This window comes from Streptomyces sp. SCSIO 75703 (assembly GCF_036607905.1).
GTDB lineage: Bacteria > Actinomycetota > Actinomycetes > Streptomycetales > Streptomycetaceae > Streptomyces.
Map to the genome: position 1 here is coordinate 2,216,923 of NZ_CP144555.1, position 19,433 is coordinate 2,236,355.

Sequence of the window (19,433 nt, forward strand, 5' to 3'; positions counted from 1 at the left end):
ACGAACCGCGGTACCCGGATCCCCCCGGACCCCCGGTCCGGGGGGATTCCCCTGCCCGTAAGCGGCGCACACCTCCGGCGCCGCCCTGGACATCGCTACGCGACGTTCACCCTCTGCCCGGGCGGGGCCGCTTCCAGCCAGGCGAGGAAACCGGTCAGCGCGTCCTCGCTCATCGCCAGTTCGAGCCGGACACCCCGGTGCAGACAGGCGAGGATCACCGCGTCGGACAGGAGCGCCAGCTCCTCCTCCCCGTCGGGGACCCGGCGGCCCGCCACCTCGATCGCGGAGCGCTCCAGCACCCGGCGCGGCCGGAACGAGTACGAGAAGACGCGGTACCACTCGACGCGGTCGCCGTTGTAGCGGGCCACACCGTAGGCCCAGCCCTTGCCGCCGGCGTCCCCCTCCTCGGGGGCCTCCCAGCGCAGGGAGCAGTCGAAGGTGCCCCCCGAGCGCTGGATCAGCCGGCGGCGCAGACCGAAGACGAACAGTCCCGTCACCACCAGGGCGACGACGATTCCGCACACGGTCAGAGCGAGGACCATCGGCACCGCCCTCCTCGTCTCCTAGGTAACGGAACGGAAAAAACACCCGCATTCACCTCAGCCGCGGCCGGTACCGGATTGCTCCGGTACCGGCCGCGGCTGAGTGACGTCATCGCACGGCCGGCTGGTTCAGCTCGCCGTCACAGCGCGCAGTCGCACCTCCGCGCGGCGGGCGGCGGGCACGTCGCCCTCCGCCTTCGCGCGCTGCAGTTCCTGCTCGATCCGCTTGGCGTCGATCTCGTCGGCGAGTTCGGCGGTCTCCGCCAGCAGCGACAGCTTGTTGTCCGCGAACGAGATGAAACCGCCGTGCACCGCGGCGACGACCGTCTCACCTTCACTCGTACGGATGGTCACGGGGCCCGATTCCAGCACACCGAGCAGCGGCTGGTGACCGGGCATGACGCCGATGTCGCCGGACGTGGTGCGCGCGACGACCAGGGTGGCCTCGCCGGACCAGACCTGGCGGTCGGCGGCGACGAGCTCGACGTGCAGCTCAGCAGCCAAGGGTGGCTCCTCGGGTCACCACCCGGCGGGACTGCCGGGTGTTGGGGTCGATTCTAAGGGGCGTGACCGAGGGGGCGGGACCGCACCCGCCCCCTCGGGTGAGCGCGTGGCTCAGGAGACGCCCAGCTCCTTCGCGTTCTTCTTCAGGTCCTCGATACCACCGCACATGAAGAACGCCTGCTCCGGGAAGTGGTCGTACTCGCCGTCGCAGATCGCGTTGAAGGCGGCGATCGACTCGTCCAGCGGCACGTCCGAACCGTCCACGCCGGTGAACTGCTTGGCGACGTGGGTGTTCTGGGACAGGAAGCGCTCCACGCGACGGGCACGGTGGACGACGAGCTTGTCCTCCTCGCCCAGCTCGTCGATACCGAGGATCGCGATGATGTCCTGGAGGTCCTTGTACTTCTGCAGGATGTTCTTCACGCGCATGGCCGCGCTGTAGTGGTCCTGCGCGATGTACCGCGGGTCCAGGATGCGGGACGTGGAGTCCAGCGGGTCCACGGCCGGGTAGATGCCCTTCTCCGAGATCGGACGGGAGAGCACCGTCGTCGCGTCGAGGTGGGCGAAGGTGGTGGCCGGGGCCGGGTCCGTCAGGTCGTCCGCGGGGACGTAGATCGCCTGCATCGAGGTGATCGAGTGACCGCGGGTCGAGGTGATGCGCTCCTGGAGGAGACCCATCTCGTCGGCCAGGTTCGGCTGGTAGCCCACCGCGGAGGGCATGCGGCCGAGCAGGGTCGACACCTCGGAACCGGCCTGCGTGAAGCGGAAGATGTTGTCGATGAAGAACAGCACGTCCTGCTTCTGGACGTCGCGGAAGTACTCGGCCATGGTCAGGCCGGCCAGCGCGACGCGCAGACGGGTGCCCGGGGGCTCGTCCATCTGGCCGAAGACCAGCGCCGTCTTGTCGATGACGCCGGACTCGCTCATCTCGTCGATGAGGTCGTTGCCCTCACGGGTGCGCTCGCCGACACCGGCGAACACGGAGACACCGTCGTGGTTGTTGGCGACGCGGTAGATCATCTCCTGGATGAGCACCGTCTTGCCGACACCGGCACCGCCGAACAGACCGATCTTGCCGCCCTTGACGTACGGGGTCAGCAGGTCGATGACCTTGACGCCGGTCTCGAACATCTCGGTCTTCGACTCGAGCTCGTCGAAGTTGGGCGCCTTGCGGTGGATCGGCCAGCGCTCGCCGTCGTACTCGGCGTCGACGTTCAGCACCTCACCGAGGGTGTTGAACACCTTGCCCTTGGTGAAGTCGCCGACCGGCACCGAGATGGCGGCGCCCGTGTCGAGCACCGCGGCCTGGCGGACCAGACCGTCGGTGGGCTGCATGGAGATGGTGCGGACCAGGCCGTCGCCGAGGTGCTGGGCGACCTCCAGCGTCAGCGTCTTGAGCTCGCCCGCGTTCGCCGGGTCGGCGACCTCGACGTGCAGGGCGTTGTAGATCTCCGGCATGGCGTCGACGGGGAACTCCACGTCGACGACCGGGCCGATGACCCGGGCGACGCGGCCCGTGGCCGTCGCGGTCTCAACAGTGGTGGTCATCAGTTGTCACTCCCCGCGTTCGCGTCGGCCAGAGCGCTGGCGCCACCGACGATCTCGCTGATTTCCTGGGTGATTTCGGCCTGGCGGGCCGCGTTGGCAAGCCGGGAGAGCGTGTTGATCAGCTCACCCGCGTTGTCGGTGGCCGACTTCATCGCGCGCCGCGTGGCGGCGTGCTTGGAAGCGGCCGACTGGAGCAGCGCGTTGTAGATGCGGCTCTCCACGTAGCGCGGCAGGAGGGCGTCGAGGACGTCCTCCGCCGACGGCTCGAAGTCGTACAGCGGAAGGACCTCGTCCTTCGGCTGCTCCTCCTTCGCCACCTCGTCGAGGCGCAGCGGCAGCAGCCGGGAACCGACCGCCGTCTGCGTCATCATCGAGACGAACTCCGTGTAGACGATGTGGAGTTCGTCCACGCCGCCGTCCGCGGTGTCCCTCTCCAGCGCCTCGATCAGCGGACCGGCGACCGTCTTGGCGTCGGCGTACGACGGCTCGTCGGTGAAACCGGTCCACGACTCCGCGACGGTGCGCTCGCGGAAGTTGTAGTGGGCGAGCCCGCGCCGGCCGACGACGTACACGTCGACCTCGCGGCCGTCCGCCTCGAGGCGCGCGGTGAGCTGCTCCGCCTCCTTGATCGCGTTGGAGTTGAAGGCGCCTGCCAGGCCGCGGTCGCTGGTGAGCAGCAGGACCGCGGCGCGGGTCGGGTTCTCCGCCTCCGTCGTCAACGGGTGCTTGATGTCGGACCCGGAACCGACCGCCGTGACCGCGCGGGTCAGCTCCTGCGCGTACGGCGTGGAGGCCGACACCTTGCGCATCGCCTTGACGACACGCGAGGCGGCGATCATCTCCATCGCCTTGGTGATCTTCTTGGTCGCGGTGACGGATCGGATGCGACGCTTGTAGACCCGGAGCTGAGCTCCCATGAGTCAGGTCCCTTCCTTACGTCACTTGGCGGCGGCCGGAGCGTCCTCGCCGAGCAGCTTTCCGTCGCCCGTCTCGAACTGCTTCTTGAACTCGGCGATCGCCTCGCCGACGGCCTGGAGGGTGTCGTCGGACATCTTGCCGCCCTCCTTGATGGAGGTCATGAGGCCCTGCTCCTTGCGGTGCAGGTACTCCAGCAGTTCCTTCTCGAAGCGGCGGATGTCCGCGACCGGGACGTCGTCCATGCGGCCGGTGGTGCCGGCCCAGACGGAGACGACCTGGTCCTCGGTGGCCATCGGCTGGTACTGGTCCTGCTTCAGCAGCTCGACCATGCGCTGGCCCCGCTCGAGCTGGGACTTCGAGGCGGCGTCCAGGTCGGAACCGAAGGCGGCGAACGCCTCCAGCTCGCGGAACTGGGCCAGGTCCACGCGGAGCCGGCCGGAGACCTGCCGCATGGCCTTGTGCTGGGCGGAGCCACCGACGCGGGAGACCGAGATACCGACGTTCAGGGCCGGGCGCTGGCCGGCGTTGAACAGGTCGGACTCCAGGAAGCACTGGCCGTCGGTGATGGAGATGACGTTGGTCGGGATGAACGCCGAGACGTCGTTGGCCTTGGTCTCGACGATCGGCAGACCGGTCATCGAACCGGCGCCCTCGGCGTCGGAGAGCTTGGCGCAGCGCTCCAGCAGGCGGGAGTGCAGGTAGAAGACGTCACCCGGGTAGGCCTCGCGGCCCGGCGGGCGACGCAGCAGCAGCGACACGGCGCGGTAGGCGTCGGCCTGCTTCGACAGGTCGTCGAAGATGATCAGGACGTGCTTGCCGTTGTACATCCACTGCTGGCCGATGGCCGAGCCGGTGTACGGCGCCAGGTACTTGAAGCCGGCCGGGTCGGACGCCGGGGCGGCCACGATGGTCGTGTACTCCAGCGCGCCGTTCTCCTCCAGCGCGCGGCGGACCGACGCGATGGTGGAGCCCTTCTGGCCGATGGCGACGTAGATGCAGCGGACCTGCTTGCTGGGGTCGCCGGTGCGCCAGTTGTCACGCTGGTTGATGATCGTGTCGACGGCCAGGGCGGTCTTGCCCGTCTGACGGTCGCCGATGATGAGCTGGCGCTGGCCGCGGCCGATCGGGGTCATGGCGTCGACGGCCTTGTAGCCCGTCTCCATCGACTCGTGCACCGACTTGCGCTGCATGACCGTGGGGGCCTGCAGTTCGAGGGCGCGGCGGCCCTCGGTCTCGATCTCGCCGAGGCCGTCGATCGGGTTGCCGAGCGGGTCGACGACGCGGCCGAGGTAGCCCTCGCCCACGGCGACCGACAGGACCTCTCCGGTGCGCTGCACCGGCTGGCCCTCCTCGATGCCGCTGAACTCACCGAGGACGATGGCACCGATCTCGCGCTCCTCGAGGTTGAGGGCGAGGCCGAGGGTGCCGTCCTCGAACTTCAGCAGCTCGTTGGCCATGGCCGAGGGCAGGCCCTCGACCTTGGCGATGCCGTCGCCGGCAAGGGTGACCGTACCGACCTCCTCGCGCGAGGCCGCGTCCGGCTTGTACGACTGGACGAAGTTCTCCAGCGCATCCCGGATCTCCTCCGGCCGGATCGTGAGCTCCGCCATCTGAGTTCCCTGCTCTCCTTGTTGGGCCCGAAGTTTCACTTGGGGGGTATTCCACGAGTCGGGACTCCCCCCAATGAGAGGTGAATCCTCTTGCACGGCCCAACCAGGGCCGTCGTATACGTCTTCTGTTGCGTTGCTGCTAGCTCGCCATGCGGCGCGCGGCGTCGTCGAGCCGGTCGGCCAGCGAGCCGTTGATGACCTCGTCCCCGACCTGCACCCGGATGCCTCCGACGACGCCGGGGTCCACGTCCAGGTTGAGGTGCATCGGCCGGCCGTAGAGCTTGGCGAGAGCGGCGCCGAGGCGCTGCTTCTGGCCGTCGCTCAGCGGCACCGCCGAGGTGACGACGGCGACCAGGCGGTTGCGCCGGTCCGCGGCGAGCTTGCCGAGGGACTCCAGTCCCGCTTCAAGACTACGTCCCCGCGGAGCGGTCACCAGGCGCGTCACCAGGCGCACCGTGACCGCGTGGGCCCGGCCGCCGAGCAGGCTGCGCAGCAGCTCCGTCTTGGCGGCGGTCGTCGCGCTCTGGTCGGTGAGGGCCGCGCGCAGTCCGGTGTCCGAGGCGACGATCCGCCCGAAGCGGAACAGCTCGTCCTCGACGCCGTCCAGCGCGCCGGCCCGCTGCGCCGCGGTGAGGTCGGCGGTGTTCGCCAGCTCCTCCAGCGCGTCCACCAGGTCGCGGGGCTGCGACCAGCGGGAACGCACCATGCCGGACACCAGGTCGGCCGTGGTGCCGCCGACCTGGCCGCCGAGCAGGCGCTGCACCAGGGTGGCCTTGGCCTCGCCGGCCTGCGCCGGGTCGGTGAGGACCCGGCGCAGACCGACCTCGCGCTGGAGCAGCGCCGTGACGGCCGCCAGCTCCTCGGCGAGTGCGGCGGCGTCCACGGAGGTGGAGTCCGTCAGCGCGTCCAGGCGCTCACGTGCAGCGGTCAGAGCCTCGCGGCTCGCTCCGTGCATGGTCATCGAGCCGCCTCGGCCTTCTCCTCGAGCTCGTCGAGGAAGCGGTCGATCACACGGCTCTGCCGGGCGTGGTCCTCCAGGGACTCGCCGACGAGCTTGCCCGCCAGGTCGGTGGCGAGCCGGCCGATGTCCTGGCGCAGCGCCGCCGAGGCGGCCTTGCGGTCGGCCTCGACCTGGGTGTGACCGGCGGCGATGATCTCCTCACGCTGCCGCTGGCCTTCCGCGCGCATCTCGGCGATGAGCGCGGCGCCCTGCTCCTGTGCCTCCTGGCGCAGGCGCGCGGCCTCGTGACGGGCCTCGGCGAGCTGAGCCTTGTACTGCTCGAGCACGCTCTGGGCCTCGGTCTGCGCGGCTTCGGCCTTCTCGATCCCGCCCTCGATCGCCTCCCGGCGCTCCTCCAGAACCTTGTTGATGTTCGGGAGGAGCTTCTTGGCGAGGAAGCCGAAGACGATGACGAAGGCGAGCAGGCCGACGACGATCTCGGGAACCGGCGGGAGGAGGGGGTTCTGCGCCTCCTCGGCCGCGAGATTGAGCAGTTGGCTCATGTCAGGGTGCCTTTCGTCCAGTGAGCCGGTCGCGGATCAGTTGATCACTTGCCGTAGACGAACGGCATGACCAGACCGATCAGGGCGAGCGCCTCACAGAAGGCGAAGCCGAGGATCTGGTTGGCGCGGATCAGGCCGGCCGCCTCGGGCTGGCGGGCGATGGCTTCGGTGCCCTTACCGAAGATGATGCCGACGCCGATGCCGGGGCCGAAGGCGGCGATGCCGTAGCCGATGGAAGCGATCGAGCCGGTGACGGCGGCGAGGGTCTGGGACATGCCAGTTCTTCCTTTTCTTCACGAGCCGGTGGGGGTGGGCCACCGGACGACTGGGGCGGGTGCGGGCTGCTCAGTGCTGCTCGGCGAGCGCGCCCTGGATGTAGGTGCAGGTCAGCAGGACGAAGACGTACGCCTGCAGGGCCTGGATGAACAGCTCGAAGGCGGTCATCACGATGGCCATGATGAACGAGACGCCGGCATAGGCGATTCCGATGCCGTTCAGCAGGTACCAGCTGGCGATCATGAAGAGCACCAGCAGGATGTGGCCCGCGAACATGTTCGCGAAGAGCCGGACGGCGTGGGTGAACGGCCGGACCAGCAGGTTCGAGAAGGCCTCGATCAGCATGACGACCGGCAGGGCCCCGCCGAGCGACTTGTCGTAGCCGGTGAAGTTCTTGAGGGCGCCGACGAAACCGTGCCGCTTGAAGGTCAGCGAGACCCACACGATGTAGACGATCAGCGCGAGCACCATCGGGTACGCGATGACCGACGTCACGGGGAACTGGGCGAACGGCACGATCGCCCAGAGGTTCAACATCCAGACGAAGAAGAACAGGGCGACGACCAGGGGGACGTACTTCTCCCCCTCGCGCTTGCCCATCGTCTCGTAGACGATGCCGCGGCGGATGAAGTCGTAGCCGGCCTCGGCGACCATCTGGAGCTTGCCGGGGACGACCTTGGGCCGGCCGAAGGCCGCCCAGAAGAAGCCGACCACGACGATCGAGCCGAGAAGGGCCAGCAGCATCGGCTTGTTGAAGTAGATGTTGCTGTCGCCATCGCCCCAAAGGGGCTCGAACAGGAACGAGTGCAGCCCGGGAGACGGGAAGCCACAGTCCGCGAAGATGTGGCAGTCGGTCTCGAAGGCAAGCACCCGCGTCGGGTCAGCACTCACCGCGGGCTCCTTCGGCGTGACGCATGGATACGGCAACCTCGTGGTGTCGGCGCGGCACGGAGCCACGGATCGGCACGGGACTGGTGTTACGGATGTGGGGGCGACGGTGGGGCATGCCTCGTGAGGTGGCGGACCTCGAATCGGATGCCCGCGCCCGCGATGCCGCAGTTGGCACCGGACGATAGCAGGATCTCTCGCACGCCCTTATCCCGGCCCTACGCCTCACGACGTGAGCCCCTGCGTCTCCTTCTTCTCGCCCGTCGTCGAATCGGGCTCCACGTACGGGATCTTGGCCTTCACGGTGGCGCGCGCCTGCGCGCCGACCCAGGTCAGGGTGCAGGCGAGGAGCGCGAGGGCGAAGACCTGGGGGTGGAACAGCGTCGTGTTCTTGAACAGCGCGAGGAAGGTGAACATCAGCAGGATCTGGGCCAGGTACATCATCAGCCCCATGGCCTGGAACAGGTGGGGCAGGGCCTTGGCGCTCTGCTGGAGGGCGTACAGCCCGACCCCCATGAGCAGGAGCACGAGCAGCGCTCCAATGCCCGCCCCGATCGCCCCCTGGCCGCCTTCGACGGCGCCGCCGATTCCGACGGCGACCGCGCCTACGGCAGCGGTGGGCGCGGCAGCCTGGACGAGGATCCGGGCGTCACTGGAGGGCATGGCGGCAACTCCGCAAATAACTGGGGGCAGGGTGTCGTCAGTGGACGAGCGTAGACCCGGCGTCGAGAGAGGAACCTCGGCCCCAAAGGGCCGTGGTCTTCAGGCCCTTCGACTCTGTCCGGGGATACTCGTGAACGGTATCACAAACTATTTGATGAGGTCTTTACCCGTCAGGTGTGCGCACGCTCACACCTGACGGGCTTTCACTATTCCGTGGGTAATTCCGGGAATTATGTCCGTTATTGGCGGTATTCACGGTGCGGTGATCGAACAACGCATCGGCGCGATTCGCCCGTTGGCGGTCTCCGCGTCAACGCGACGAGCCCGCCCGGCGGTCGTCCAGAAGGCGCGTACGGGCCCCCAGGGCGGTCGCTCCGTTGGCCTGGGCGGCGCCCGACCGGACCGGGGCGCCGGACGGCTCCTGCGGGGCTCCTGGGGCGCCCAGGGGCTCCGCTCCGGCCGGCGCCGGGGCGCCGGCGAGGGCGGCCTGCCCGGCGACCGCCGCGGGGGTCCCGCGGCGCCGGTAGCGCGGCGGCACGAAGCGCTCGGCCCAGCGCGGGGCGCGGGGCGTGAAGCGCGGCAGCAGGAGCAGCACCAGGCCGACCGCGCTGAGGAAGACCACGCCCAGCACGATCCACATGGACGCCGAGTTGACCGAGTAGGCCAGGGCGCCGAAAGCGATCAACGCCGCCCAGAAATACATGATCAGCACCGCGCGGCTGTGCGAGTGCCCGACCTCCAGCAGCCGGTGGTGCAGGTGCCCCCGGTCGGCGGCGAACGGCGACTGGCCGCGCCAGGTGCGCCGCACGATGGCGAGGATCAGGTCGGCCGCCGGGATGGCGATGATCGTCAGCGGCATCAGCAGCGGGATGTAGACCGGCACCATCTGGTGCACCGTGTTCCGCTCGGAACCGGAGAACAGGTTCATCACGTCCGGGTCGACCTGGCCGGTGACCGAGATCGCGCCCGCCGCCAGCACCAGCCCGATCAGCATCGAGCCGGAGTCCCCCATGAAGATCCGCGCCGGGTGCATGTTGTGCGGCAGGAACCCGAGGCACATGCCCATCAGGATCGCCGCGAACAGCGAGGCCGGGGCGGCGGCCTCGATGCCGTACGAGTACCAGACCCGGTAGGCGTACATGAAGAACGCCGCCGCCGCGATGCAGACCATGCCGGAGGCCAGCCCGTCGAGGCCGTCCACGAAGTTCACCGCGTTGATGGTGATCACCACCAGCGCCACCGTGAGCAGGGTGCTCTGCCACTGGGTGAGCGCCACCGTGCCGACGCCCGGCACCGGGATCCACAGGATGGTCAGGCCCTGGACCACCATCACGCCGGCCGCGATCATCTGCCCGCCGAGCTTGATCAGGGCGTCGATCTCGAACTTGTCGTCCAGCACGCCGATCAGCCAGATCAGGGCGGCGCCGGAGAGCAGCGCCCGCGGCTCGTTGGACTTCTCGAAGACCTCGTTGAGGTTGGGCAGGTGGTCGGCGACCAGCAGCCCCGCGCACAGCCCGATGAACATCGCGATCCCGCCGAGCCGCGGAGTGGGTTCCCGGTGCACGTCACGTGCCCGGATCTCCGGCATCGCCCCCGCCACGATCGCGAACTTCCGTACCGGCCCTGTCAGCAGATACGTCACCGCGGCCGTGATGCAGAGCGTCAGCAGGTATTCACGCACGGGCTTCCCCACAGGTCTCGCTGGCCATTCCCAGCCCCACACCCTAGCGAGGCACGCATATGTGTGAGGACTTCCGGGTAGCGACGATGGTTGCACGAACGGCGGCGCACCCGGACCGCCTACCCCGTGTCAGCCCGGATACGGGGGGAACGCCTCCGCCAGCTCCCGTACCGCCTCGCGCGCCCCGGCCGGGTCCGCCGTGCCCCGCAGCACCCCGGCGAGCAGCGCGCCCACCGTGTGCATCTCCCCCTCCCCCATGCCCTGCGTGGTCACCGCCGCGGTGCCCAGCCGCAGCCCGCGGGCGTCGCCGTGCGGCAGCGGACAGCAGTCCAGCACCATCCCGGCCGCCGCCAGCAGCCGGCGGCCCGTCCGGCCGTCCACGCCGAGCGGCCCCGGGTCGGCGGTGATCAGGTGGGTGTCGGTGCCCCCGGTGGTGACGGCCAGGCCCTCGTCCGCCAGGTGGCCGGCGAGGGCGCGGGCGTTGGCGACCACCCGGTGGGCGTAGACGGCGAAGGCGGGCGTCCGGGCCTCGCCGAAGGCGACCGCCTTGGCGGCGACGGTGTGCATCTGCGCGCCGCCCTGGGTGAACGGGAAGACCGCCCGGTCCACCCGCTCGGCCAGCTCCCGCCCGCACAGGATCATGCCGCCGCGCGGCCCGCGCAGCACCTTGTGCGTGGTGGCGCAGACCACGTCGGCGTACGGCACCGGACTGGGCGCCGCCCCGCCCGCGACCAGGCCGATGGGGTGGGCGGCGTCCGCGATCAGGTAGGCGCCCGTCTCGTCGGCGACCTCCCGGAAGAAGGCGTGGTCGAGGTGGCGCGGGTAGGCGATGGAGCCGCACACGATCGCCTTGGGCCGGTGGGCGCGGGCCAGGGCGCGCACCTGGGCGTGGTCGACGAGGCCGGTCTCCGCGTCGACGCCGTAGCCGACGAAGTCGAACCAGCGGCCGGAGAAGTTGGCCGGGGAGCCGTGGGTGAGGTGGCCGCCGTGGGCGAGGGAGAGGGCGAGGACCGTGTCCCCGGGGCGCAGCAGGGCGGCGTAGGCGGCCAGCACGGCCGAGGAGCCGGAGTGCGGCTGCACGTTGACGTGCTCGGCGCCGAACAGTTCCCGGGCCCGGTCCGCTGCCAGCCGCTCGGCGGCGTCCACGATCTCGCAGCCGCCGTGGTGGCGGGCGCCGGGGTAGCCCTCGGCGTACTTGTTGGCGAGCGGGGAGCCGAGCGCGGCCAGCACCGCCGGGGAGGCGAAGTTCTCCGCGGCGGTGAGCTGGAGCGTCGTCGACTGCCGGTGTTCCTCGGCGAGCAGGATGTCGGCGAGTTCGGGGTCCTGCCGGCGCAGGACGCCGGCATCGGCGGCGAGGGTGTGGGTGACCGGCATGGTGCGCTCCGGGCTGCGTCGGCGGTGACGTACGACCAAGCGTAGGCCCGGCGGGCCCGGGGCGCCCGGGAACCGGCCGCGGCCCGCGCCGCACGGCGCGGGGGCGCGCTCGGCGGTGCGCCCCCGGGGGAGGCGCCCGAAGGCCGCTCAGGAGTGCGCGGGGACGCCGGTCAGCGCGGTGACCACGGGGTCCAGGGCCTGGTGTATCTCGTCCCCGATGGACCGGAAGAAGGTCAGCGGGGCGCCGTAGGGGTCGTGGACCTCGTCGGCCTCGGCCGTGGGCGCCAGCAGCCAGCCGCGCAGGGCGGCGGCGGCGCGCACCAGGGCGCGGGAGCGGGCGACCAGACCGTCGTCCAGGGGCGGCAGGGTGGCCGGGTCGATGGCGTTCACCAGGCGGGTGAACTCTTTGAGGGTGAAGGTGCGCAGCCCCGCCGAGTGCCCCATGGAGATCACCTGGGCGCGGTGGTCGCGGGTCGCGGTCAGCACCAGGTCGGCCCGGATCACGTGCTCGTCGAGCAGTTCGCGCCCCGTGAAGCCGTCGGCGTCCGCGCCGAAGTCGGCGAGCACGGTCTCGGCGTGGGCCTCCATGCGGGCGCCCTCGTGGCCCCAGGTGCCGGCGCTCTCCACGATGAGCCCGCCGCCCAGGATGCCCAGCCGCTCCGTCACGAAGTGCCGGGTCAGCCGCTCGGTGATGGGCGAGCGGCAGACGTTGCCGGTGCTGACGTGGAGGATGCGGAAACTGTCGCGCGGGAAGCCGAACGTCGTCGTCTCCTCCGCGACACGAACCCCGTTGCCTATGCCACGCCCCGTCTCAGGGGCCGTCAATTCGCCACCTCGAGGTCGGGTACGACCTTGCGCAGCTCCTCCGCCGACAGGGCGCCCGCGCGCAGCAGCACCGGCACCTCGCGCGAGACGTCGACGATGGAGGAGGGCACGTTGCCGGGGGTGGGGCCGCCGTCGAGGTAGACGGAGACGGCGTCGCCGAGCATGCGCTGGGCGGAGTCGCAGTCCTCCGGCGCCGGGTGCCCGGTCAGGTTGGCGGAGGAGACGGCCATCGGGCCGACCTCGGTGAGCAGTTCGATGGCGACCGGGTGCAGCGGCATCCGCACGGCGACCGTGCCCCGGGTGTCGCCGAGGTCCCACTGCAGGGAGGGCTGGTGGCGGGCGACGAGGGTGAGCGCGCCCGGCCAGAAGGCGTCGACCAGTTCCCACGCCTTCTCGGAGAAGTCCGTGACCAGCCCGTGCAGGGTGTTCGGGGAGCCGATGAGGACGGGGGTGGGCATGTTGCGGCCCCGGCCCTTGGCCTCCAGCAGGTCGGCGACGGCCTCCCCGGTGAAGGCGTCGGCGCCGACGCCGTACACGGTGTCGGTGGGCAGGACCACCAGCTCGCCACGGCGGACGGCGGACGCGGCCTCGCGCAGACCGGTCTGGCGGTCGGTCGCGTCGTTGGTGTCGTATCGCCGTGCCATCGGGCGGGCCTCCTCGTACAGGTGCTGCGGGATCGTTGTCTGGGGCGGGCTCACGGCAGCGCCTTGCGGGCGGTGGCGAACCGCGGGCGGTTGTTGAGGTCGGGGTGGTCGGCCGCGTCGGCCCAGCCCCGCTCCTCGGCGAAGATCCACGGCACCTGGCCGCCCTGGGTGTCGGCGTGCTCGACGACGACGACGCCGCCGGGACGCAGCAGGCGGTGGGCGGTGCGTTCCAGGCCCCGGATGAGGTCGAGGCCGTCCTCGCCGGAGAACAGCGCGAGCTGCGGATCGTGGTCCCGGGCCTCCGGGGCGACGTACTCCCACTCGGTGAGCGGGATGTACGGCGGGTTGGAGATCACCAGGTCGACCTGGCCGTCGAGGTCCGGGAAGGCGGCCAGGGCGTCGCCCTGGCGCAGGTCGACGCGGGAGCCCTCCATGTTCCTGCGGGTCCACACGAGGGCGTCCTCGGACAGCTCCACGGCGTGCACGCGCGAGCGCGGGACCTCCTGGGCGAGCGCGAGCGCGATGGCGCCCGAACCCGTGCACAGGTCGACGATGCAGGGCTCCACGACGTCCATGGCGCGGACCGCGTCTATGGCCCAGCCGACCACCGACTCGGTCTCGGGCCGGGGGACGAAGACGCCGGGTCCGACCTGGAGCTCCAGGTAGCGGAAGTAGGCGCGGCCGGTGATGTGCTGGAGCGGCTCGCGCGCCTCGCGGCGGGCGACGACCTCCCAGTACCGGGCGTCGAAGTCGGCGTCCGGCACGGTGTGCAGCTCACCCCGCTTGACGCCGTGCAGGTACGCGGCGAGTTCCTCCGCGTCGGTGCGCGGCGAGGGCACGCCTGCGTCGGCCAGCCGCTGGGTGGCCTGGGCCACCTCCGCGAGCAGCAGGTTCACGCTGGTCCTCCGGGATGAGCGGTGTTCCGGGTGCTGGGCAGGTTATGCGGCTGCCAGCTTGGCCGCCGAGTCGGCGTCGACGCACGCCTGGATCACGGCGTCGAGGTCGCCGTCCAGGACCTGGTCCAGGTTGTACGCCTTGAAGCCGACGCGGTGGTCGGAGATCCGGTTCTCCGGGTAGTTGTACGTGCGGATCTTCTCGGACCGGTCGACGGTGCGGACCTGGCTGCGGCGGGCGTCGGCGGCCTTGCTCTCCGCCTCCTCCTGCGCCGCGGCGAGCAGCCGGGAGCGCAGGATGCGCAGCGCCTGCTCCTTGTTCTGGAGCTGGCTCTTCTCGTTCTGGCAGGAGGCGACGACGCCGGTGGGCAGGTGCGTGATGCGCACGGCGGAGTCGGTGGTGTTGACGGACTGGCCGCCCGGCCCGGAGGAGCGGTAGACGTCGACGCGCAGATCGTTGGGGTTGATCTCGACGTCGATCTCCTCGGCCTCGGGCGTGACCAGCACGCCGGCGGCGGAGGTGTGGATGCGGCCCTGGGACTCGGTCGCGGGCACGCGCTGCACGCGGTGCACGCCGCCCTCGTACTTCAGCCGCGCCCACACGCCCTGGCCGGGCTCGGTGGCGCCCTGGCCGCCCTTGGTCTTCACGGCGACCTGGACGTCCTTGTAGCCGCCCAGCTCGGACTCGGTGGCGTCGATGATCTCGGTCTTCCAGCCGACGCGCTCGGCGTAGCGCAGGTACATGCGCAGCAGGTCGCCGGCGAAGAGGGCGGATTCGTCGCCGCCCGCCCCGGCCTTGATCTCCAGGATGACGTCCTTGTCGTCGCTGGGGTCGCGGGGGACGAGCAGCAGGCGGAGCTTCTCGGTCAGCTCCTCCCCGCTCTGTTCCAGCTCCTTGACCTCGGCGGCGAAGTCCGGGTCGTCGGCGGCCAGTTCTCGTGCGGTCTCCAGGTCCTCGCCCGACTGCCTCCAGGAGCGGTACGTGGCGACGATCGGGGTCAGCTCGGCGTAGCGCTTGTTCAGCTTGCGCGCGTTGGCCTGGTCGGCGTGGACCGACGGATCGGCGAGCCGTTTCTCCAGGTCGGCGTGTTCGGCGACGAGTTCCTCGACGGCCTCGAACATCTTGGGGCTCCTGCGGTGCGGACGAAGGTGAAGGACGGGCGACCAAAAACGCCGGTCCCGGCGGCCCCCCGGCTGGGGGACGCGGCCGTGGACCGGCGGTTGGAGGCTCGCTACTTCTTGGAGCCGGCGGACGCCTTGCCGAAGCGGGCCTCGAAGCGGGCGACGCGGCCACCGGTGTCGAGGATCTTCTGCTTGCCCGTGTAGAACGGGTGGCACTCGGAGCAGACCTCGGCGCGGACGGTGCCGGACTGGATGGTGCTCCGGGTCGTGAACGACGCGCCACAGGTGCAGCTCACCTGCGTCTCGACGTACTCGGGGTGGATGTCACGCTTCACGGTGTCTCCTTGGTTCAAGAGGGCGCCGGGTCGCCGCCGCGGGATGCGGGGACGTGAACCGGAGCCGACGGACCAGTCTGCCAGGACTGGGGCCCTCTCCCAAAACCGGGGGGTGGGGCCCCGCATTCCCGACGGCCCCGCCGGGACCCCGGCGGGCGCGTACGGCGCCCTCACGCGGCCCGCGGCGCCCCGGCACGGCGGTCGGTGCCCGCCGGGCGCCCGCCGGCCACGCGCGGGCGTGAGGCGGGCACCAGGGGCCGCGGGGGCGTGCGGGGGCCCCGGGGACGCGGGGCGTGCGGGCGGATGCCCGGGGGCCGCGCCCGGGGCGGCGTACGCGCCCGGGACGGGGGCGGGACGGGCTTCGGGGCGGGGAGCGCCAGGGCCGAGGGCCCGAGGCGCCAGGTGCCGGGGCGCGAGGGCCCGGAGCGTCAGGGCGCCGCGGGGGCCTGCGGGCCGCCGACCACGCCGTCGGCCTCGCCGGTCGCGGTGCCCTCGACCGCGTCGGGCGGGATGGCCCGGTCGCCCTTCAGGGCGTCCCACACCTGCCGCGCCTTGGCCTTCTCGACCAGCACCCGGTTGCCGTCGGCCGGGTCGTAGACGACCGGCATGGTGACCATGCGCAGCCTGTCCGCGTCGATGTCCCGGAGGTCGGAGGCGAAGGACATCAGGGAGTTGACCGAGCCCAGGCCCGAGTCGGTGGTCACGCTCCTGGTGGCGGTGTCGGCGAGGTCGTAGAGCTTCTTGGGGTTGCCGAGCAGGCCGACGTCCTGGATCTGGGTCGCCAGGGCCTTGACGAAGGACTGCTGGAGCTGGATGCGGCCGAGGTCGCTGCCGTCGCCGACGCCGTGCCGGGTGCGGACCAGGCCGAGCGCCTGGCGGCCGTCGAGGGTGTGGGTGCCGGCCGTGAGGTCGAGGTGGCTCTCGGGGTCCCGGATGTCCCGGGCGGTGGTGACCCGGACGCCGCCGAGGGCGTCGACGAGCCGCTGGAAACCGCTGAAGTCGATCTCCAGGTAGTGGTCCATGCGCAGCCCGGACAGGGACTCGACGGTCTTGACGGCGCAGACGGCGCCGCCGGTGGCGTACGCGGTGTTGAACATCACGTCGCGGGCTGCGGGGTGCTCGCGGCCGTCGGGGCCGGTGCACTCGGGGCGGTCGACCAGGGTGTCGCGCGGGATGGAGACCACGGCGGCCCGGCGGTGGTCCCGGTAGACGTGCACCACCATCGCGGTGTCGGAGCGGGAGCTGCCGTCGTCCCGGCCGCCGCCCAGTTCGCGGTTGCCGCCGGAGCGGCTGTCGGAGCCGAGGATCAGCAGGTTGCGGGAGCCCTCGGCGCCCTTCTCGGGCCGGTCGCGGCCGAGGAGGGCGTCGATGTCGACGCTGCGCAGGTTGCCGTTGAGCTTGAGGTACAGGACGGTGGCGCCGGTGCCGCCGAGCAGCAGGACGCCGGCGGCGACCCAGGCCGTGACGAACAGCGCCCGGCGTCGCGGACCGCGGCGTCGGCGCCGCCCGCCGGGGCGGGGGTCGCGGGGTATGCCGGGTTCTGGTGGCGTGCTCTCGGCGGACATGCGCTCCTCGGTTCGGGTCCGGTCGGCTGCCTCCTGCGCTCGGAGCCGGCTGCGGTCCGGCCGGATTCGACCGGTTTCGCCCTATCGTCCCCCGGTCGGCCGGACGGAGAAAGCGGAAGCCGTCCGTCACCGACCGACGGTCACCCTCGCCCGCAGGCTCCGCCACGGAGCGTGACGACGCGAGGCCCGCGCGCCCGGCTCCGGAGCCACCCTCCCGTTTCACCCGAAGGTGTCAGCCGGGTCGCGCTCCGTGACGGCGGCCCGTACGGGGGAACGCGAAAGGGCCGCCCCCGTGCGGGGGCGGCCCTTTCGCGGCGGAAGACCGGACTCAGTCGCCGTTGCCCGGCGTCGGGGTCGTCTTCTGGATCTGCATCAGGAACTCGACGTTCGACTTGGTCTGCTTCATCTTGTCGAGGAGCAGTTCGATCGCCTGCTGCTGGTCCAGGGCGTGCAGCACCCGGCGCAGCTTCCAGACGACGGCCAGTTCCTCGTTGCCGAGCAGGATCTCCTCCTTGCGGGTGCCGGACGCGTCCACGTCCACCGCCGGGAAGATGCGCTTGTCGGCGAGCTTCCGGTCGAGCTTGAGCTCCATGTTGCCGGTGCCCTTGAACTCCTCGAAGATCACCTCGTCCATGCGGGACCCGGTGTCCACCAGGGCGGTGGCGAGGATGGTCAGCGAACCGCCGTCCTCGATGTTGCGGGCCGCGCCGAAGAAGCGCTTCGGCGGGTACAGGGCCGTCGAGTCGACACCACCGGACAGGATGCGGCCGGAGGCCGGGGCGGCGAGGTTGTACGCGCGGCCCAGCCGGGTGATCGAGTCGAGCAGCACGACGACGTCGTGACCCAGTTCCACCAGCCGCTTGGCGCGCTCGATGGCGAGCTCCGCGACCGTGGTGTGGTCCTCGGCGGGACGGTCGAAGGTCGAGGAGATGACCTCGCCCTTCACCGACCGCTGCATGTCGGTGACCTCCTCCGGACGCTCGTCGACGAGGACGACCATCAGGTGGCACTCGGGGTTGTTGTGGGTGATCGCGTTGGCGACCGCCTGCATGATCATGGTCTTGCCGGTCTTCGGCGGGGCCACGATCAGACCGCGCTGGCCCTTGCCGATGGGCGAGACCAGGTCGATGATCCGGGTCGTCAGCACGCCCGGGTCCGTCTCCAGCCGGAGGCGGTCCTGCGGGTACAGCGGCGTCAGCTTGTTGAACTCCGGGCGTCCGCGGCCGTGTTCGGGCGCCATGCCGTTGACGGAGTCCAGGCGCACCAGCGCGTTGAACTTCTCGCGGCGCTCGCCCTCCTTCGGCTGGCGCACGGCACCGGTGAGGTGGTCGCCCTTGCGCAGGCCGTTCTTGCGGACCTGGGCGAGGGAGACGTACACGTCGTTCGGGCCGGGCAGGTAGCCCGAGGTGCGGATGAAGGCGTAGTTGTCGAGGATGTCGAGGATGCCCGCGACCGGGATCAGGACGTCGTCCTCGGTGATCTGCGGCTCCTGGACGTCGTCGCGCCCGCGGCGGCCCCGGCGGTCGCGGTAGCGCCCGCGGCGTCCGCGACGGCCGCTGCCGTCGTCGTCGTAGCCGTCGTCCTGCTGCTGGCGGTCCTGGCGGCCCCCGCCCTGCTGCTGGCGCTGCTGGCCGCCGTTCTGGCCGCCGCCCTGCTGCTGGTCGTCGCCCTTGCCGCGGCGGTCGCGGTCGCGCCCGCGGTCCCGGCCGCGATCGCGGTCGCGGTCGCGGCGGCGGCCCTCGCCGTCCGCGTCGCCGTGGTGGCCCTGGGACTGCGAGGACTGCTGCTGACCGGAGTTCCCGGACGTCTCCGTCTTCTGCTCGGTCCGGGTCTCGACCGCCGTGTCGGTGGCGGCGGAGGGGCTGCCCGCGTCGGCGGTGGCGCGACGCCGGCGGCGCTCGGCCGGGCCGTCGTCGCCGGCCGGCTGCTCGCCGGCCGCGGCCTTCGGCGAGGGCTGACCGGGGATGTCGATCTGCTGCTGCGCGGCGGACTGGCCGGCGTCCTCGGCCTTCTTCTCGGCCTTCGCGGCCTTCTCCGCACCGTCGGCCTTGACCGGCTTCCCGGCCGTGTCGGCCTTCTCGGCCTTGTCGGTCCTGTCGGCCTTGTCGGCCTTCTCGGCGGCGGGCGTCTCGTCGCCCGTGCGGGTGCGGGAGGTGGTGCGACGCTTCGGCTTGGTCTCGCCGGCCTCGTCGGCGGCGGGCGCGGCCTTGGCGGGGGCACCCCCCGCGGCCTGCGCCTCCTTGATGACCTCGATCAGCTGGCTCTTGCGCATGCGCGCCGTGCCCCTGATGCCGAGGCCGGATGCGACCTGTTGCAGCTCGGCCAGCACCATGCCCTCGAGGCCGGTACCGCGGCGCCGCCGGGAGCCGGCACCGGTGGCAGGCGCGGAAGCGTCCGTGGCGGGCGCGGCAGCGGTCTCCTCGACACGTGCGCCCATCAGATCGGTGGTGTCGCTCACGAAGGGTCCTTCCCTGGAGCGGACGTCGGCCTGTCTGGCTCGGCGACCGGTTGTGCTGTCCGGCTTCGGTCCTTGCTGTGTGGA

The 19,433-nt window shown here is 71.3% G+C and carries 19 protein-coding genes; all 19 read right to left on the minus strand.

The window, feature by feature from the left end:
• Positions 1-95: 95 nt before the first annotated feature.
• Positions 96-542 carry a DUF2550 domain-containing protein gene (locus VM636_RS09515; RefSeq protein ID WP_030420950.1) on the minus strand — a complete coding sequence of 149 codons (447 nt, stop codon included), beginning with the start codon at positions 540-542 and terminating at the stop codon, positions 96-98.
• Positions 543-671: 129 nt separating this feature from the next.
• A complete protein-coding gene (locus tag VM636_RS09520; RefSeq protein WP_030420951.1) occupies positions 672-1,046 on the minus strand; it encodes a F0F1 ATP synthase subunit epsilon in 375 nt (124 codons plus the stop codon).
• A gap of 111 nt (positions 1,047-1,157) precedes the next feature.
• Complete coding sequence (gene atpD, locus VM636_RS09525; protein ID WP_030420952.1) at positions 1,158-2,594, minus strand: F0F1 ATP synthase subunit beta; 1,437 nt, start codon at positions 2,592-2,594, stop codon at positions 1,158-1,160.
• A complete protein-coding gene (locus tag VM636_RS09530; RefSeq protein WP_030420953.1) occupies positions 2,594-3,511 on the minus strand; it encodes a F0F1 ATP synthase subunit gamma in 918 nt (305 codons plus the stop codon). The genes atpD and VM636_RS09530 overlap by 1 nt, the downstream gene beginning before the upstream one ends.
• A gap of 21 nt (positions 3,512-3,532) precedes the next feature.
• Positions 3,533-5,122 (minus strand): F0F1 ATP synthase subunit alpha, encoded by a 1,590-nt coding sequence (gene atpA, locus VM636_RS09535; RefSeq protein WP_030420954.1) that lies wholly within the window; start codon positions 5,120-5,122, stop codon positions 3,533-3,535.
• Between the two features lie 139 nt (positions 5,123-5,261).
• Positions 5,262-6,077 (minus strand): F0F1 ATP synthase subunit delta, encoded by an 816-nt coding sequence (locus tag VM636_RS09540; RefSeq protein WP_030420955.1) that lies wholly within the window; start codon positions 6,075-6,077, stop codon positions 5,262-5,264.
• A 2-nt stretch (positions 6,078-6,079) separates the two neighbouring features.
• On the minus strand, positions 6,080-6,625 hold the full coding sequence (locus VM636_RS09545) for a F0F1 ATP synthase subunit B (RefSeq protein ID WP_030420956.1): 546 nt from the start codon (positions 6,623-6,625) through the stop codon (positions 6,080-6,082).
• Positions 6,626-6,669: 44 nt separating this feature from the next.
• Positions 6,670-6,900 (minus strand): ATP synthase F0 subunit C, encoded by a 231-nt coding sequence (gene atpE / locus VM636_RS09550; RefSeq protein ID WP_030420957.1) that lies wholly within the window; start codon positions 6,898-6,900, stop codon positions 6,670-6,672.
• A 70-nt stretch (positions 6,901-6,970) separates the two neighbouring features.
• Positions 6,971-7,792, minus strand: a complete 822-nt coding sequence (gene atpB, locus VM636_RS09555; protein WP_030420958.1) for a F0F1 ATP synthase subunit A — start codon at positions 7,790-7,792, stop codon at positions 6,971-6,973.
• Between the two features lie 222 nt (positions 7,793-8,014).
• A complete protein-coding gene (locus VM636_RS09560; protein ID WP_030420959.1) occupies positions 8,015-8,452 on the minus strand; it encodes a hypothetical protein in 438 nt (145 codons plus the stop codon).
• 310 nt (positions 8,453-8,762) lie between these two features.
• The gene (locus VM636_RS09565; protein ID WP_030420960.1) at positions 8,763-10,133 is read right to left on the minus strand and encodes an MraY family glycosyltransferase; all 1,371 of its coding nucleotides are present in this window, start codon (positions 10,131-10,133) and stop codon (positions 8,763-8,765) included.
• A 129-nt stretch (positions 10,134-10,262) separates the two neighbouring features.
• Entirely contained in the window at positions 10,263-11,507 is a 1,245-nt protein-coding gene (glyA, locus tag VM636_RS09570) for a serine hydroxymethyltransferase (protein ID WP_030420961.1), read from the minus strand.
• 147 nt (positions 11,508-11,654) lie between these two features.
• Positions 11,655-12,332 (minus strand): low molecular weight phosphatase family protein, encoded by a 678-nt coding sequence (locus VM636_RS09575; protein WP_030420962.1) that lies wholly within the window; start codon positions 12,330-12,332, stop codon positions 11,655-11,657.
• A complete protein-coding gene (locus VM636_RS09580; RefSeq protein ID WP_030420963.1) occupies positions 12,329-12,976 on the minus strand; it encodes an L-threonylcarbamoyladenylate synthase in 648 nt (215 codons plus the stop codon). Before VM636_RS09580 ends, VM636_RS09575 begins: the two co-directional genes overlap by 4 nt.
• Positions 12,977-13,026: 50 nt before the next feature.
• Positions 13,027-13,872, minus strand: a complete 846-nt coding sequence (gene prmC / locus VM636_RS09585; protein WP_030420964.1) for a peptide chain release factor N(5)-glutamine methyltransferase — start codon at positions 13,870-13,872, stop codon at positions 13,027-13,029.
• A gap of 42 nt (positions 13,873-13,914) precedes the next feature.
• Positions 13,915-14,991, minus strand: a complete 1,077-nt coding sequence (gene prfA / locus VM636_RS09590) for a peptide chain release factor 1 (protein WP_030420965.1) — start codon at positions 14,989-14,991, stop codon at positions 13,915-13,917.
• A gap of 110 nt (positions 14,992-15,101) precedes the next feature.
• Complete coding sequence (rpmE, locus tag VM636_RS09595) at positions 15,102-15,326, minus strand: 50S ribosomal protein L31 (protein WP_030420966.1); 225 nt, start codon at positions 15,324-15,326, stop codon at positions 15,102-15,104.
• A gap of 428 nt (positions 15,327-15,754) precedes the next feature.
• Positions 15,755-16,891 (minus strand): LCP family protein, encoded by a 1,137-nt coding sequence (locus VM636_RS09600; RefSeq protein WP_030420967.1) that lies wholly within the window; start codon positions 16,889-16,891, stop codon positions 15,755-15,757.
• Between the two features lie 328 nt (positions 16,892-17,219).
• Positions 17,220-19,349 (minus strand): transcription termination factor Rho, encoded by a 2,130-nt coding sequence (gene rho / locus VM636_RS09605; protein ID WP_338484270.1) that lies wholly within the window; start codon positions 19,347-19,349, stop codon positions 17,220-17,222.
• Between the last annotated feature and the right edge of the window lie 84 nt (positions 19,350-19,433).